The sequence below is a fragment of the Wolbachia endosymbiont of Cantharis cryptica genome (assembly GCF_964277405.1).
In the GTDB taxonomy this organism is placed as follows: Bacteria; Pseudomonadota; Alphaproteobacteria; order Rickettsiales; family Anaplasmataceae; genus Wolbachia.
On the sequence record NZ_OZ195521.1, the window covers coordinates 455,430 to 471,641 of the forward strand.

General features: G+C 34.4%; 21 protein-coding genes and 1 pseudogene. 19 read left to right on the plus strand and 3 right to left on the minus strand.

Going from position 1 to position 16,212, the window contains the following annotated elements; genetic code table 11:
- Positions 1–29 precede the first annotated feature (29 nt).
- The 10 genes from proS (at position 30) to ACICP6_RS02205 (ending at position 5,478) form a co-directional block, all read left to right on the plus strand.
- Positions 30–1,298, plus strand: coding sequence for a proline--tRNA ligase (gene proS / locus ACICP6_RS02160; protein ID WP_395463432.1), 1,269 nt, complete (start codon positions 30–32; stop codon positions 1,296–1,298).
- Complete coding sequence (locus tag ACICP6_RS02165; protein WP_395463433.1) at positions 1,295–1,672, plus strand: holo-[acyl-carrier-protein] synthase; 378 nt, start codon at positions 1,295–1,297, stop codon at positions 1,670–1,672. The genes proS and ACICP6_RS02165 overlap by 4 nt, the downstream gene beginning before the upstream one ends.
- Positions 1,673–1,798: 126 nt before the next feature.
- Entirely contained in the window at positions 1,799–2,062 is a 264-nt protein-coding gene (locus ACICP6_RS02170) for a transposase (RefSeq protein ID WP_395462617.1), read from the plus strand.
- 50 nt (positions 2,063–2,112) lie between these two features.
- A complete protein-coding gene (locus tag ACICP6_RS02175) occupies positions 2,113–2,955 on the plus strand; it encodes an IS3 family transposase (RefSeq protein WP_395463617.1) in 843 nt (280 codons plus the stop codon).
- 44 nt (positions 2,956–2,999) lie between these two features.
- A complete protein-coding gene (locus ACICP6_RS02180; protein WP_395463434.1) occupies positions 3,000–3,173 on the plus strand; it encodes a hypothetical protein in 174 nt (57 codons plus the stop codon).
- Positions 3,173–3,646 carry a hypothetical protein gene (locus tag ACICP6_RS02185; RefSeq protein ID WP_395463435.1) on the plus strand — a complete coding sequence of 158 codons (474 nt, stop codon included), beginning with the start codon at positions 3,173–3,175 and terminating at the stop codon, positions 3,644–3,646. Before ACICP6_RS02180 ends, ACICP6_RS02185 begins: the two co-directional genes overlap by 1 nt.
- Positions 3,633–4,097, plus strand: a complete 465-nt coding sequence (locus ACICP6_RS02190; RefSeq protein ID WP_395463436.1) for a phage baseplate assembly protein V — start codon at positions 3,633–3,635, stop codon at positions 4,095–4,097. The genes ACICP6_RS02185 and ACICP6_RS02190 overlap by 14 nt, the downstream gene beginning before the upstream one ends.
- A 1-nt stretch (position 4,098) precedes the next feature.
- Entirely contained in the window at positions 4,099–4,353 is a 255-nt protein-coding gene (locus tag ACICP6_RS02195; RefSeq protein ID WP_395463437.1) for a PAAR domain-containing protein, read from the plus strand.
- A 4-nt stretch (positions 4,354–4,357) separates the two neighbouring features.
- On the plus strand, positions 4,358–4,693 hold the full coding sequence (locus ACICP6_RS02200) for a GPW/gp25 family protein (RefSeq protein ID WP_395463639.1): 336 nt from the start codon (positions 4,358–4,360) through the stop codon (positions 4,691–4,693).
- Between the two features lie 2 nt (positions 4,694–4,695).
- Entirely contained in the window at positions 4,696–5,478 is a 783-nt protein-coding gene (locus ACICP6_RS02205) for a baseplate J/gp47 family protein (RefSeq protein WP_395463438.1), read from the plus strand.
- Here the strand turns inward: ACICP6_RS02205 and ACICP6_RS02210 are convergent.
- Positions 5,454–5,741 (minus strand): HU family DNA-binding protein, encoded by a 288-nt coding sequence (locus tag ACICP6_RS02210; protein WP_395463439.1) that lies wholly within the window; start codon positions 5,739–5,741, stop codon positions 5,454–5,456. The genes ACICP6_RS02205 and ACICP6_RS02210 overlap by 25 nt on opposite strands.
- A 51-nt stretch (positions 5,742–5,792) precedes the next feature.
- Here ACICP6_RS02210 and ACICP6_RS02215 point away from each other — a divergent pair.
- From ACICP6_RS02215 to ACICP6_RS02255, 9 genes and pseudogenes are all read left to right on the plus strand, one after another.
- Positions 5,793–6,951: pseudogene (locus tag ACICP6_RS02215) on the plus strand (phage tail protein).
- Between the two features lie 176 nt (positions 6,952–7,127).
- Positions 7,128–7,625, plus strand: a complete 498-nt coding sequence (locus tag ACICP6_RS02220) for an ankyrin repeat domain-containing protein (protein WP_395463440.1) — start codon at positions 7,128–7,130, stop codon at positions 7,623–7,625.
- A 4-nt stretch (positions 7,626–7,629) separates the two neighbouring features.
- Positions 7,630–7,836, plus strand: a complete 207-nt coding sequence (locus ACICP6_RS02225; RefSeq protein WP_395462879.1) for a hypothetical protein — start codon at positions 7,630–7,632, stop codon at positions 7,834–7,836.
- Between the two features lie 208 nt (positions 7,837–8,044).
- Positions 8,045–8,803 (plus strand): ankyrin repeat domain-containing protein, encoded by a 759-nt coding sequence (locus ACICP6_RS02230; protein WP_395462913.1) that lies wholly within the window; start codon positions 8,045–8,047, stop codon positions 8,801–8,803.
- Positions 8,804–8,998: 195 nt separating this feature from the next.
- Complete coding sequence (locus tag ACICP6_RS02235) at positions 8,999–9,202, plus strand: hypothetical protein (RefSeq protein ID WP_395462912.1); 204 nt, start codon at positions 8,999–9,001, stop codon at positions 9,200–9,202.
- A complete protein-coding gene (locus ACICP6_RS02240; RefSeq protein WP_395463441.1) occupies positions 9,117–10,739 on the plus strand; it encodes a recombinase family protein in 1,623 nt (540 codons plus the stop codon). Before ACICP6_RS02235 ends, ACICP6_RS02240 begins: the two co-directional genes overlap by 86 nt.
- A 470-nt stretch (positions 10,740–11,209) precedes the next feature.
- Positions 11,210–11,797: a recombination mediator RecR gene (gene recR, locus ACICP6_RS02245; RefSeq protein ID WP_395463640.1), complete on the plus strand. Its 588-nt coding sequence runs from the start codon at positions 11,210–11,212 to the stop codon at positions 11,795–11,797.
- A gap of 167 nt (positions 11,798–11,964) precedes the next feature.
- Positions 11,965–12,828 carry a hypothetical protein gene (locus tag ACICP6_RS02250; RefSeq protein WP_395463442.1) on the plus strand — a complete coding sequence of 288 codons (864 nt, stop codon included), beginning with the start codon at positions 11,965–11,967 and terminating at the stop codon, positions 12,826–12,828.
- A gap of 55 nt (positions 12,829–12,883) precedes the next feature.
- A complete protein-coding gene (locus ACICP6_RS02255; protein WP_395463443.1) occupies positions 12,884–14,104 on the plus strand; it encodes a P-loop NTPase fold protein in 1,221 nt (406 codons plus the stop codon).
- A gap of 45 nt (positions 14,105–14,149) precedes the next feature.
- Here the strand turns inward: ACICP6_RS02255 and ACICP6_RS02260 are convergent, their stop codons facing one another.
- Both ACICP6_RS02260 and ACICP6_RS02265 read right to left on the minus strand, forming a co-directional pair.
- The gene (locus tag ACICP6_RS02260) at positions 14,150–14,803 is read right to left on the minus strand and encodes a hypothetical protein (protein ID WP_395463444.1); all 654 of its coding nucleotides are present in this window, start codon (positions 14,801–14,803) and stop codon (positions 14,150–14,152) included.
- Between the two features lie 69 nt (positions 14,804–14,872).
- Positions 14,873–16,165: a pyruvate dehydrogenase complex dihydrolipoamide acetyltransferase gene (locus tag ACICP6_RS02265; protein WP_395463445.1), complete on the minus strand. Its 1,293-nt coding sequence runs from the start codon at positions 16,163–16,165 to the stop codon at positions 14,873–14,875.
- Between the last annotated feature and the right edge of the window lie 47 nt (positions 16,166–16,212).

Sequence of the window (16,212 nt, forward strand, 5' to 3'; positions counted from 1 at the left end):
CATTATTTAATGCAATCAGATCTATTATAATGCGTTTATCCAAATATTACCTGCCGACTCTAAAGGAAAAGCCTGCCCATGCTAAAATTATCTCCCATCAATATTCTTTACGTGCAGGTTTAATAAAGCAGATAGCATCTGGTATCTATACGTGGTTACCACTTGGTCTGCGCGTGCTTAAGAATATTGAAGATATCATCAGAGATGAAATGAATAAATCTGGTGCAATTGAAGCGTTAATGCCTTGCATACAACCAGCAAATCTTTGGCGAGAATCAGGACGTTACGATGATTACGGTAAGGAAATGCTACGCATAAGGGATAGACATGAGGAAGATATACTTTTTGGCCCAACGCACGAGGAGGTAGCAACTGATTTAATTAGAGGTGCGGTAACAAGTTACAAAAACCTGCCACTTTGTTTATATCAAATTCAGTGGAAGTTTCGCGATGAAGTAAGACCACGTTATGGTGTAATGAGAGGTAGAGAATTTCTGATGAAGGATGCGTACAGTTTCGATGTGGATTACGAAAATTCACTGAATTCATATAATTTGATGTATAAAACTTACATAAAAATCTTCAAACGCATGGGACTTACTCCAATTGTAGTGAAGGCGGACACTGGACCAATAGGAGGAAACTTGAGCCACGAGTTTCATATATTGGCGAACACTGGCGAAAGCACTTTATATTATGACAATAAATTTTCTGAATTGCTGGAAAGTGAGGATGTTGAAAGTCTGAAGAATATATATGCAGTTGCAGACGATATGCATGATCCTAAAACTTGTCCTATACCGCAAGAACAGTTAAATGTTAGCAAGGGTATTGAAATAGGGCACATTTTTTACTTTGGTGATAAATATTCAAAACCAATGAATGCAAAAGTCACCTCACAAGATGGAAAAAGTGTCAGTATGCATATGGGCTCGTATGGCATTGGGGTTTCAAGGCTTGTTGGTGCAATAATAGAAGCTTTTCATGATGATAAAGGAATTATCTGGCCAGAAGCGGTAGCTCCTTTTAGAATAGGTTTAATCAATTTACAAACGAAAGTAACAGAGACTGCAGATAAAATATACAAAGCTTTGAAAAGCGATGAAGTGCTTTACGATGACACGGAAGGAAGTGTAGGAGTAAAATTTGCTAGAATGGATCTAATAGGCTTGCCATGGCAAATAATTGTTGGAAAGAAAGCAGTAAGTGAAAATATAGTTGAAATAAAAAATAGAGCAACTGAAGAGGTGAAAGAAATGCAGATTGAGGAAGCAATAAATCGCTTTAGCACAAAATGATACGCGGTATCGGCACTGACATAGTGTATATACCAAGGATATCGAGGATATTACAAAAATATGGGGAAAAATTCCTCAATAAAATCTACACTGAGCAAGAGATAGAGGTGAGCAAGAAGTACAACAGTCAAGAAATGCAAGTAAGGTATTTTGCTAAACGCTTTGCGGCAAAAGAAGCTTTTGTTAAGGCACTAGGTAGTGGATTCAGTCAGGGCATTGTAATGAAAGATATAGAAATATACAGTGATGTAAAAGGAAAGCCACATCTTGCTATTAACAGGAACTTTATCTCCAAAGACCACATGATTCATCTCTCTCTAAGTGACGACGGAGATTATGCTACTGCATTTGTTATAATCTGCAGCTATAGCTAAGCTACGTGCGGCGCTAACGAGTAGCGGAATGACGGTTGTCTCCCAGTGCTGACCTTACCCAGAAAAAGTAGAGAGGAAGTTAAGCCATTTTTGAAGTAAAATAAAACATGATTATGAGGGCTTATTATGGTAAAGAACAGAAAAAATTACACAGTGGAATTTAAATTAGAGGCAATAAAGTTGGTAAAGGAAACGGGGCAGTCAGCAAGCAAAATAGCTAAAGATTTAGGAATAGATAACAGTACACTAAGTGACTGGATAAAAAAATATAACGAAAAAGGATCAATAGAAGAAGCATTTCCTGGTAAGGGAAAGTTGGCACCATGTGATAAAGAAAAGTTTGAATTAAAGAAAGAACTAACAAGAGTTACTAGAGAAAGAGACATTTAAAAAAAAGCCCTGGGATATTTTGCAAGTCACAAAGAGTAAAATATTTATTTATCAAAAAGCATGGAAACTACTATAAAGTACAGGAGTTATGCAGGATTTTGAAAGTATCTGCTAGCGGCTACTACAAATGGACTAGTAAGAAGAAAAGCAGCAAAGAATTAACAAGGGAGCAGCTTCTAGCAGACATTCAAAAAATATACCAAGCATCTAATTGTAGATATGGGGCACCTAAGATTCATGCTGAACTAAAGGCTTTAGGTAAAAATTGCAACATCAAAACAGTGCAGGATATCATGCAAAAAAATGGTATTCAAGCTAGACTGAGGCGAAGATTCAAAAGCAAAAAACAGCAGACTGACAATAGGGTTATAACTCCCAATATATTGGACCAAAACTTTACTACTAGTCAGCCAAATAAAGTATGGGTAACTGATATTACATACATAAAAACTAAGGATGGATGGCTATATTTGGCAGCAATAATTGATCTATATTCACGTATGGTAGTTGGCTGGTCAATGAGTAGTACAATAACTAAGCGATTAGTTATAGATGCTTTATTGATGGCTGTTGATAAGCGCAAACCAGCCAAAGATCTGCTATTTCATAGTGATCAAGGTTCACAATATACCTCTAAAAATTATCAGTTTTTGCTGAACACAAAAAACATCATTTCCAGCATGAGTCACACAGGCTGTTGTTATGACAACTCTGTTGTTGAAAGCTTTTTCAGCTCACTCAAACGGGAGCTTCTTATTGATACTTCGCAACACTCTGCTCAGCAAACTAGAACTGCTATATTTGAGTACATAGAAATTTTTTATAACAAACAGCGTAGACATTCTACTATTAATTATTGCATTCCTGAGAAATTTGATTCATCATTTTCATAATAAAAATGGCTTAACTTCCTCTCTACTTTTTCTGGGTAAGGTCAATGAAAAATGGACATATAGGAATATTCAGAAGAAGGTATACCACGTCTTTGCCAATAGATGAAATAAAAATAAATACCCATGCTAGGGAGACAATGAAAGAGTTAGCTGAAAATGAAGTAGAAGAAGTATTTGAAAAATATTTTCAGCAACAGATGGAGTATATGACAAAATAATGTTCTGGAGAGATTTACATCAGGCAATCTGTAATAAGTTAAAAGAAGAAATACCAGCGATAAAGACGTGCGAAGTGTATCCAACAGTACGAAAGGAAATAATAGCCCCAGCGGTATTTGTAGAGCTTGTGAGTCTAGAGCCAGGAAAAGATCCAGGAACAGAGGAATTAGCTCTGAGAGCAAGATTTGAAGCGAGAATTGTAGTTAATGGAACAGTCGAGGATTCTCAGGTAGTTGTGAGATCATTAGCAGCAGAAATTGCAAGGGTTGTAAGTAAAAATACTTGGAACGTGGAAAATGTTTCACCAGGAGAATTTATATCGGCAGAAGTAGATGATTTTAAGCCAGAGTTGGATGCATATCTAGTGTGGTTGTTAGAATGGGTTCATGAAGTCCATACAGGTAAATCAATATTTTCAGCAGGTATTACGCCACATACCATCGAAATAGGGCAAGTGTATGTTAGACCATAATTTTGCGATTTCAGAGCTGAATAGAAAATTAGCAAACATTATTCGTATAGGTCTGATCAAAGAAATAGATTATGAAAAAGCAAGAGTGCGGGTAAAAATAGGAGAATTTGTAACTGATTTATTACCGTGGATTACTTACCGAGCAGGAGAGGACAAAAGCTGGTCACCACCGAATATTGATGAACAGGTAGTAGTGTTATCACCGTTTGGGGAATTATCTTTAGGGGTAGTATTACCGGCAATTTATCAGCAGAAGTATTTTCCCTCAGAATGCCGAAAAAGTGCACATACTTTTCAGTTTCAGGATGGAACAAAGTTGTTATACGACAAAGAAAAATATCAACTTGAGATTAATGTAGTAGATAAAATAACACTAAAAGTTGGGGGATCAAGCATAGAGATGACGAAAGACAAAATAAAACTTAAGGCAAAAAGGATTAATCTTAATTGATATGGCCAAAGCAGTTGTTCGCATAGGAGATTATTGTACAGGAATACCAGTGCATTTTTGTATGAGTGGAAGTAGAGATGTTTTTGTTAATGGTTATCCAGTGTGTCGTAAAGGCGATGTTTTGACTTTAGGAGAGACACTAACGCAAGGGTCAAGTGCTGTTTTTGTCAACGGTATTGGTATTGCACGAGTTGGAGATACAGTTTCGTGTGGATTTAAGGTAATAAATGGTAGTAGTAGTGTTTTCTCCGGGTAAAGATGTGAGAGGAATAAATGCGAGCACAGGAAAGGAATTAGAAGGGTTAGAGCATTTAAAGCAATCAATTGTTGATATATTAACCACTCCTGTTGGATCACGTGTTATGCGAAGAAATTATGGTTCCCGATTATTTGAATTATTAGATAAACCAGTAAATCGTGACTTTACGCTGGAAATTTATGCAGCAACAGCAGAGGCTTTGGAAAAGTGGGAAAAGAGATTTAAGTTGGAAAAAGTAAAAATTACAGAAGTGAAAGAAGGAAAAGTCACAATTTCTTTGAATGGGATTTATCTACCAAATGGAGAAAATATTCGCTTTGACGGAGTTATGGTATAAAGATGCAGCAGCCAAATATTATTGAACCACTGAACTTTGAAAAGATTTTTTCTCGGATGAAAGAAGAATTAGTAAGTCGTGATGAAAGTTTTACAGGATTGGTAGAAAGTGACCCAGCAATAAAGATTTTAGAAGTAGCAGCATGGCGAGAATTGTTACTACGACAAAGAATAAATGAAGCAGTACGGAGCAATTTACTTAAGTTTGCAATGGGGGAAGAACTTGATGATTTAGCTGAATTTTACGGAGTGGAAAGGGAGAACGGGGAAAAAGATGAACGTTTTAAGGGGAGAATAAAAGCAAAAATAGTAGGCTGGAGTACCGGAGGAAGTAAGGAACATTATCGCTATCATGCACTCTCAGCAGATAGTAGAGTTAAAGATGCGCTAGTTGAGTCACCAATACCAGGTAGCGTGCAAATTTCAATCTTACCCACAGAGTTATCAACACCTTCAGAGGAATTAATTAACATAGTAAGAGAGAGGGTTAATCAAGATAACATAAGGGTTTTGACTGATACGATAACAGTAGTTGGTTGCAATATTATTGAAATAGATATCCACAGCAGAATTAGCATTAATAGACCAGGGGTTATTGAAACTGCAAAGAAACAATTTATAGAAAAATTTGAATCAGCAAAAAGATTAGGTTGGAATATATGGATCATAGCCAATTTATTTGTGGAAGGAGTAGAAAATGTTGAGCTAATAGAGCCAAAGGAGGATATTGTGGTACTAGGAAATGAGTGTGCTGTTCTCGGCTATGTCAAATTGGAGGAAGGATAAGATTTGAAACGTATTTTTCTACCTGGAGCAACTTTGACAATTTCACCACTATAGAAATTACGGACATTGCGGGATTTAAGGTGTACTGTATAAAAACGACCAACATTATGTAAACAAAAGGACTCTCCTTCTTCTAAGTGTTGTAACTTATTTTTTAAGGTGCCAATAATATAGTCAAATATCATAGAGGCTTGTTCAGTATTTTTAATACCCAAGATATCTTTGTTTTTAATAAGTGCATCAATGATTTCTTGCTTACTCATGTATTACCTAGATAAAAAAAGGAAATTAAGGCAATCTAGAAAAAAAAGCAAATGAAAAGTTTATTACCACCAAATGCAACAAAACAAGAACGTGCATTGGTAGAGGCTATAGATTACAAAGTAGATCCTGGTTGCATCAGAGGGTTTAAATTTAGCTTAGAGGAAAAAATATTACCATGGATAGTAGAGGAGTATGGTCTAGAAGAGATACTACGTTGGGTAAAAGATAAAAGAAGAGCGATAAAAGAAGGAATAAAATTTCAAAGACTCCGTGGAACACCGGCTTCACTGAAAATAGCACTAAAATGGGCAAATATAGATGATATTACAATTATTGAAGAGCCACCTGGTAAACACTTCTTTGAGTTGCAGATAGGAATAAAAGATGTACCAAATGACTTCTTTGTTGATGCAGTAGTAGAGCTTGCAAAACTATCATTACCTGCAAGATCGAGGCTAATGAGGCTTTTCAATGACCACTATAATATTGGAAGATTTATATTAGATGAGAGTTTATTTGGAGACCTACTTTCAGACTATTCTGGGGTAAAAGTTGAAAAAAATGGACCAGTATTATCATTTGGGAGAGTAAATTTTTTCAGGTCTAGTGGTCCAGTTATTAGGATTATAGAAAACTATCTACGCAACCATTATGAACGAGTTTTTAGTAATGACATATATCGTCTAGATGTAGCAATACTTGGGGAAACCGAACCTCATACAAAGAATTATAACGGTATTTATGAAAGAAATCATCAGTGGAATAATTTAAAAACGCTATACCCTTTACCACAGAGCTTATTACCTGAGATTAAGTTTGCTAAAGCGCAGATAGTATTATCAGATAGCTGGAACTTAGAACGCATGTTTTCCGGTTACTAGTATAGAAGAGGAAGGGGATAAATTTGTATTGGGAAGTAGCAAACTATCAGAACAACTGTGGAATTTTAGATACAAGCCAATTTTAGAAAGATTCAGTGTTACCCACCACTATCAAGTAAAGAACTTCATTAACCAAAAAATAGTAAGATACGGTATAGCAGAACACCATTTTCACTATAAAAACGATTTAGATTCAAGGCAAAAAGATTCAATACATGAATTAGAAAATTACATTTTAGTATTTTACCCAGGTGTCCTTGTTTGGCATGAACATCGTCATTTGGACAGGAGTTGGAAAGAAAAACAGGTAATATGTTTAATACGCTAAGTATATATATTTATATCTTCATATTCTATACTAATATTTAGTAAAAACAGGTGAATTTACCAAAAAAAACTTGCTTTTTGATGCTAGAAAAGCTATAAATTAGGTAGGTGTAGGTAAATATCAAAAATTCACCTATAGCTAGAAATTGGGCCATTTCATATATAGTGAGGTATATAATGAGAGTCAGTGGAAAAGATAAAGAGGAATTTAATAAGTCATTGTGTGAATTATTAGAGAACTCGTTCAAAAATATTAATAAAAGAGATGAGAAGGGAAAAACGATATTGCACTATGCAGTAAGAATCCCAGATCAAAAGACAGTGAAGTTATTAGTAGAAAAAGGAGCGGATGTAAATGCAACAGATAGCAGAGGTTTTACACCGCTACACTGTGCAGCATTAGCGAAACGTCTAGAAAACGTAAAAGTACTGATAAGGTCAGGAGCGGAGGTCAATGCAACTGAAGGAATTAGCAAATATAGCCCACTGCACTTTGCATGTATTGTAGGTGCAGAAAGGATAATAAAAGAGCTAATAAAAGCAGGAGCGTCAGTTAACCAACTGAATAAATTTGGTATTACACCGATGTATTGGCTAAAGGACAATGAAAAGAATAAAGAGGTGAGGAAATTTCTGGAAAAGCAAGGAGAGGGATACACCAGAGATATGCGATAAAGTAGTGGAGTCAGTTGGAGAAATAGTAGAGATATGGGGAAGAAGATATTTACCGAAGTTAAAAGAGAAAGTGATGAGTATAGAAGAAATAAGAAAGAGAGATAAGTCAGTAATGAGACAAGATTTTAACAAGGCATTAAACAAGATAGCAACCGAAATGGTTGAAATGATCGAGATGATCGAAGTGATCAAAACGATTGATGAAAGATAGGAGGTTTGCTTATTACTTAATATATTAAGTATATATATTTATATCTTAATACAGCACATTGATATTTGTGTATATTTTGTAAAAAAAAACTTGCTTTTGATGGTAAAAAAGGCATAGCTAGAATAGTGTAGGTAAATATCAAAAATTTCTCTAGCACTGAAGTAAGCCAAATTGGAAGGTTTTATGTAAATTTATAGTGAGGTATATAATGGTAAAGTTCAGAAAAGAAGCGGAAAATGCGTTTGATAGATTTCTAGAAGCATTTTTAGAGAACCCGTTTTTAAATATTAATGAAAGATTTGAAAAGGGTCGTACGGTATTGCACTATGCGGCACAACTTTCGGACGCTGGAATAATAAGGTTATTAATAGAACAAGGTGCGAATATCAATGCTACGGATGAAAGAGGAGAAACAGCATTACACATAGCAGCGTTTTCAGGAAAGGCGGAAAATGTAAAAGCACTAATAGAAAAAGGAGCAGAGGTAAACGCAAAATCGAATAATAAAGCAGTGCCACTACACTTAGCGTGTTTAGCCAGAAGAATAAAGACAATAGAAGTGCTAATAAATGCAAGAGGAGATATGGAAGCAATAGATAGGTTTGGATGTAGTCCACTAAACTATGCAAAAATTTACCCGAAGGTGACAAGTTACCTAGAAAAGAAGGGAGTGAGTATGAGAGATGTGGCTGCGATGTATGGAGAAGCGGGAGAAACAATAGAGGAAATAATGGAGAAATGTGATAAACGAGACGTAAAAGAATTAGAGACAAAAGTTATGGATCTTAAAGAAGTGAAAAAATTAATATTAGAAGAATTTTCGTCACTTGGAAAAGTGGAAAAAGCAAAAACAATAAAGGTGATGGAAAAACTAGGTGAGTTAGTGGAGAAAACAGTATCAAGCCTAAATTTAAAAGAAAAAGGAGAAAAAAGGATAGAGGAAATAAGAGAAAAGCTGAAGCATTAGCGAAAAAGGCACTGCTAGAGGTAGATAAAGAACTAGAAGATTTGGATGAGCAGATAGAAAAGCACTTAAAATGGGTTTCTAAAATTTTATATAGAAGCGAAGGGTAACAGTTACGTCTTTTTCGCAAGAGTGACTGGAAATGGATTTATGGAAAAAGGGAGTGCCTGAACTACAAAAACATTTACAGGAGAAACTATGAGAAAAAGGACGTTAACTGTGACCTGTCGATATGAGCCTGATGAGTTAGCAGATGCTTATGAGCAGTTACTAAAGTATTCAGTAAAAATAAATAACGGAAAGGAGGAAGAAAAAAATGACAACAGTAGCCTTGTATGCGAGAGTTTCATCGAGAAGCCAAGCGCAGAACAATACAATAGAGAGCCAAATTGCAGAGCTTAAGAGTAGAATTGCTGCAGACAAACATGAGTTATTAGATGAGTATGAATTTAAGGACGACGGCGTTAGTGGGTGGAATTTAGAGCGTAAAGGTTTAGATGCGTTACGTGATAAAGTAGCAGAAAGTGAAATTGATAAAATTTATATTCATTCACCTGACCGGTTGTCAAGAAAATCTGCACACCAAATGATATTACTTGATGAATTTGAGAAAGCAGGAGTAGAAGTAATATTCTTAAATCATAAGACTGAAAATAATCCAGAGTCTAAATTTTTGTTAGGAATGCAAGGATTGGTGGCAGAATATGAATGTACAAAGATTATGGAAAGAAGTCGTAGAGGAAAACTCCATAGAGCAAAAAAAGGTTATGTAAGTGTAATGAGCAAAGCCCCTTATGGTTATCGATACATAAAAAGGAATGTAACAGGGGAAGCCAAATTTGAAATAAATGAAGAGGAAGCAAAAGTAGTGCGCGAACTATTTGAGTGGATAGGTCAAGAAAGAATAAGTATAAGTGCAGCTACACTGAGGCTAAAAGAGAGGTCAATTAGAACAAGAACTGGACAGGAGAATTGGTATCCAGCAACGATTTGTAGCATGTTAAGAAATCCTGCATATAAAGGACTAGCAGCTTTTGGTAGATCAAGAAGGATTGAAATGGCATCATGGAAGGCAACAGGAAGAAGGTCTAAACAAAAAAAAGTATCTGTCCAGCGTATAGATAAAGAGAATTGGATTGATATACCAGTACTAAAAATAGTTGATGAAGAATTATTTTATGTAGTACAAAAGCAACTGGATGAAAATAAAAAAAGAGCAAGAATGCAGAGAGTGAAAGGAAAAAAGAGAAATCTACTACAAGGTCTAGTTGTATGTCAAAACTGTGGATATGCTTATACCGGTTCACATTGTAGAAGTGGGGAAAAAACATATAGCTATTATCGTTGTAATGCGCGTGTTATGATTAATAGTTACGATAAATGTGACAATAAATATATCCGTGCAGATATGTTAGAAATGGTTATATGGGAAGAAGTAAAAAGTTTGTTAAAGAACCCAGAAAGGATTAAAAGGGAGTACCAACGTAGAGTTTCAGAAAATAAAAATGATGAATCATCAGATAAAAAATTTGCAAGAAGGGAAAGTCAAATAAAACAAGGTATCGAAAAACTAATGGAAGATTATTATAGTCAAGGCGGGGAAAAATATATAAGTGAGAAAGAATTTAAGCAGACAATGAAAAAAATGAAGGAACGTTTAGAAGAAATAGAAGAAGAGAAGAAAAAGGTTGTTGATCAAAAGACACTACAGGAGAGAATGAGCATTATTATCAATAGCATAAAGGGTTTTTATTCTAGTGTAAAATCGAACCTAGACTACCTAGATTGGCAAACTAAATGTGGTATTATTAGGACATTAATAAAACAAATTAACATTGGTCTTAATCAGGTAGAAGCGGTATTTCGGATCAGAGAACTAGCGCAGGAGGAAGGAATTTTTAATTTGCGACATTGTATTGAACGCGTTGGCGTTTCTTAAGCCTTAAACGCTGCAATTTAGCGACTTTTAAACTGCAACAGACCCTTAGCTTAAATGCTAAGAAATTTACTAAGCAGAAAAAAGGCAAAAGAAATCCCGTGTTAGATAGTGCTTACTCTCTAATCCTGCAAATTGGCGTATTATACTGTCTTAAACGCTTTATAAGCGCGTTTCAGCTTGAAAACCTAGAAGTTTTATAAAGACATAAAGTGCACATAGTGCGAAAAATTAAACATGAGACGCCAAATACAAGTTTCCTTGTCGTTTTAATCTGCAGATTGCGAAGTTAAATAAAAATAGCTTCACTTCCATGATAAGGGGATTTTGAGTATGCGGAAGTAATTTTTTGAGTTAAAGTAAGAAATTTTTTCTATAGCTAATCAAAGTGGGATTAAGAGAAACTTACCACTTTCTTTACAAAGGGTTTGATGTTACCATTTGACTACCTATTCTGAATTTATTGAATGAACATTAACATAAAAAATCTAGTTCATGCTTTCTCTAAATTGCCAAGTTTAGGGCCATCATCATCACGCAGGTTAGTTATACATTTACTCCAAAACAAAGAGAAAGTCATGTTACCACTTGCATCTTTGATTAAGGAGCTAGCAGAACTAATAATAGAGTGCGAAATTTGCGGGAATTTAGATGTAAAATCACCGTGTTCTATTTGTACTAACCCAAAACGTGACACTAAGTTACTGTGCGTAGTAGAAGAATTAGGCGACTTATGGGCGTTTGAAAAGGGAAGCATATATTTAGGTTTATACCATGTTTTGGGTGGTAAATTGTCTGCAATAAATGGCATAGGTCCAAAAGAACTTAACCTTGATACTATTCTGAAAAGAGTAACAGAGTCTAAAATTGAAGAGATCATTATCGCGATTAATCCAACATTAGAGGGCCAAGTTACCGTACAGTATATAATTGAGTCGCTAAAAAACTTGGATGTGAAAATATCACGCCTTGCTTGCGGCATACCAATGGGTGGAGAAATTGACTACCTAGATGAAGGAACGCTGAGGATAGCACTTACTTCAAGACAGGATATTAAATAATTATCACAGTCATTCCATTTCTTTTTAGCAAGCTATAAGTTTTTTACCATACTACCACTACTTATAAAATACTAAATTTTAGTGACATACTTCAGCCTAAAAGGTTGCTTTACTAAATCTTGAAAACATTGTATACTTAAAACATAATATTTTAAAGTGAGGGAGTTATGTTAACTTTTGTACTAGATGGAGTACGTAGTACTTATAATTGGTTAATCAAAAAATTAAGATCAACCGCTCTTGATTTCGTTGCGTTATTTAACAAAGAATACGCAGATAGTAAACGAATTGGATATACGATAGAAAATTATCTGGAGGTTGAGCTTAAAAAAGCTCTGATGAATATTGAGTTAAGAAAAGATCTGATGAATATTAATTCTAAATTTGAAATCAAACATGACCTAAAATGTACCCCAGTAGAAGATTTTTCAAAAATGTTTAAAGTACTTGAACAAGAACATAAATTTGTTAAAAATCTGGAAAATGTGATTTTAGTGAGAATTGATGATCAAATTAGGCGGAGGTTGTCGAGATTTAGTTACTCTTATGATGGTCAAGATCCTGTTTTTTATGCATTCAGTCAGGCAAGAAAAATAAAGGAGATAACAAAAGATAATACGGACTTAGTTCTTCTTTTGTGGCTAATGTATGTTCATGTGCCTATAGATGAACATGGAGAACTATTAGAGGATCTTGTAAAGAATCACTCCGGTAATAGAGCTGAGATGATAGAAAAGTTATACCTACTTCAAGAAGAAGGTAAATTATCAATAAACAGTCGTGAGAGCCTAGATGGGATAATTAAAATATTCCCACTTATAGAGAAGCAGTATATTTCAAATGGGAAATTTTCTGTTATGCAAATGATAAGTTCTGGCAATGTACATGGTTTAGCAAAAAGGTTAACAGAAGATACAGAAGGAAGGGTAAAAGAATTAACCGGCATAGATATTCAATATAGTCCAAAAAGCAGCTTGAAGAACCTTTCCATTCATGCAGTGATAGAAAATATGGATTATTTAAGTAAATGATTGTTTGGGCTCTTAATTTATAAAATACTATAATAAAATATAGCGTAAGGGTCTTATGTGCTTAAAAAAACTTATATCGCTAATAACATTCAAAAAGAAAGGAATAGCGCCACCACTTAAAGTGGTGGCTTGGAAAAATGACCGCCTAAACTATAAGCAATTTTCAGGTAAATTCAACACTATAATTAAAACAATTGATCAGTCTTTTACAATAATATCTTTGGAAGGATATGATGGATGGGGCAAGACGTTTTTTTTGAAAGAATGGGTAAAAGAGTTAAAACAGCAAAATGAAATTGCAGCTTATTATAGTGCATGGGATATCAATGCATTGGACCAACCACTGCCTTCTTTTTTAAATTTCCTATTTGAAGATTTATTTGTATCGTATAAAGTAAAAAGAAGTGTTATACAACAGTTCAAGAACATAAACCAAGAGCTATTTTCTCTAAACACACTAGGAAAGCTGATCAGTAAATCTCCACTTGCTATGCTTTCAGTATTTCTTGATGCTGCAAAAGAGGCTGATAAAAAAGACATAGGTTTTGTCTTGAGTGAATTAAGTCTTCTCCAAAGAAGAAAAGAGAGTACTAGAGATTTTAAAACACAGTTAGCGGATGTGGTTAATAAAATCAGAAAAGACAAAAACATTTATATAATGGTGGATAATCTTGATGTGTGCCGTCCTAAATTTATCGTTGATTTTTTGGAATCTATAAAGTACATGCTTGATATGGAGGGGCTGGTTTTCATTATTTCTGTCAGTAAAGATAAGAGCAATATGCATAAAGCCATTAGCACGATACTTGGACCAAATTTTGATCTAAAATCTTTTACTGATCTCTTTTTACATTTACCAAAACAACCGATAGAAAAATTTACAAAAGAACTGTTTCAAAATATTAAATTACCGAACAAATCAAAAAATTTGATTATAGAGAGTTTTATATTTTATGCAGAAAGCCTATCACTATCGCTGAAAACAATAGAATACTGCGTAAAAAAAATAAAACTATGTCTTCTGAATTATATAAAGGAAGAATTACCTGATCCGAATTTGTTTTCATTTTTGGTAATACTGCAATCGATAAATATTGATATATATGAAGAATTAGATTTATCGTATCAAAAAGCGCTGGAGAAGATTGAGAGTGAGTATAAGTCTCTAATTTTGACTCAAATAAATGGTCAAGAAGAATGGGAAAGACTTAAAATTTCTCTAGAAACTGCCTTTGCAGAAAAAATTAACAAAGCTATAAAGGATATGATGTTTTAAAAAGATACCCTACCTTTGCATATACAAGGATAGGGTAACATTTGATTAACGCCCTCTTACTATGTCATTACCTTGTTCAAACTTTCTGATTAATTCGCTTACGTTGACATTAGATAATTTTTTACCTGCAGATTTGTCATTATGTGAAGCATCAGGTTTACGAAGGTCTTCCTTACTGTTACTCCTAGTAATATTACATCTGACAATGTTTGAATTATTAGACTTATCGCTTATATCTGAAATATTACTTTTTTCACTGTACGAAGGCGAGTTGCTCGACATATTGTCTAAACTAAAACGCTTTTTACCTTGATAGATTGGATTCCAATCAAGAGGATTATAAGCTTTAGCTTTTTTATCAAGAGTACTGCTACTAACATCACTGCATGAAGATATACCACTATCCCCTGAATCGCGGCGTTGTTTGTTAGGAGTGCTAACGCTTACAAGAATGTTGTCTTCCATGAGTTTTTGCATTGTTGGGCCAAATGTTCTTCCAAGATTGCTACTCATTGTTTTATTACTATCATTTGCTTGAAAATGAGGTGTATTCTGTTCAAAAACCGCTTTTATTTCAGCAAATTTAACTTGGTAAGATTTGAGAGGAACAGGTGGAGCAACCATACCTTTTGAGTTAACTTTTCCTTCATTAGGATTAGAAAAGTTTCCTGAGTGATTTTGTTCTATTATCTTAGTCATTTTTTTACCTCTAAATCTATTAACTAATAAAAGTATAAATTGAGAGGTATGAATTTTATAATAACAATGCTAACAGGTTACCGCAGTTTCAATAAGCATCGCCAGAGGATTCTCTATATAATGCTTAAAAGCGTTTAAAAATTTTGCTCCTAATGCTCCATCAATTGTTCTATGGTCAACAGAGAGCGTTACTGTCATTATTTCTGCTATCTCTATTTTTTCATTTATAACGATTGGTTGCTTTTTAGATGCACCAACGGCCATAATGCAGGATTGCGGTGGATTAATTATAGCGCTGAAAGTTTTTATGCCAAACATTCCTAAGTTAGAGATAGTAAACCCTCCTCCTTGAAATTCTTCAGGTCTTAATTTTCCAGATCTTGCTCTGCTTACTAAATCTTTTACTTCTTTTGATATGGATAAAATACCCTTTTTATCAGCGTTTTTTATGATAGGAGTGATTAACCCATCATCAAGCGCTACAGCAATTGAAATATCTATGTTTGAGTATTGCAGTATTTTATTATCTATCCACGAAGAATTTATATCAGGAAATTTTTTCATGCTAAAAGCCGCAGCTTTTATAATTAAGTCATTAATTGTTACTTTATTATTTTCATCTGCTGAGTTAATCTCATTTTTGAGCGATATTAGCTTATCAACCTGGCAGTCTACAGTTAAATAAAAATGTGGAACATTTTGCTTAGATTCAATCAAGCGCTGAGCTATAACCTGGCGCATATTGCTTACTTCAATTATGGTATCTTCTTCAGGCCTTTCACGATTTTCAATTTGTATATTACTACCTAAAAATTCTAATACATCAGCCTTAATGATACGGCCATATGGGCCAGTACCCTTTAACTGTTTTACATTCACCCCTTTATTTTGAGCTATTTTCTTAGCTAATGGGCTTATCTTTACTCTATCTTCTGCTGTCTGAGTAGCTTGCTCTTTCCTGGATCCCAGTGTCAAGCACTGGGATGACAAAAGGGGAGATTGGGATGACATTGAAGAATGGGTTGATATCGAAGAGTTGGATTCAACTTTCTCTTTAGCTTCAATATTAGTAGCAGAAGCTGAAATATAGTTATCAAGTGCACTTCCATCCTCTCCTTCTTCTAGCATTAGAGCTATTAGTTGATTTACAGGCACACCACTTGTTCCTTCTGATACTAAAATTTTTGCCATAACTCCTTCATCTATGGATTCAAATTCCATTATGGCTTTATCAGTCTCTATTTCAGCAATGACATCACCTACTTCAACTCTATCTTGTTCTTTTTTATGCCATTTTACTATTTTCCCTCCAGTTTTACTCATCGTTGGAGAAAGAGCTGGCATTAATATTTCTATGGGCATTTATTGTAAATTAAAAATCTATTCAATTTTTAATTTACTCTTTATCT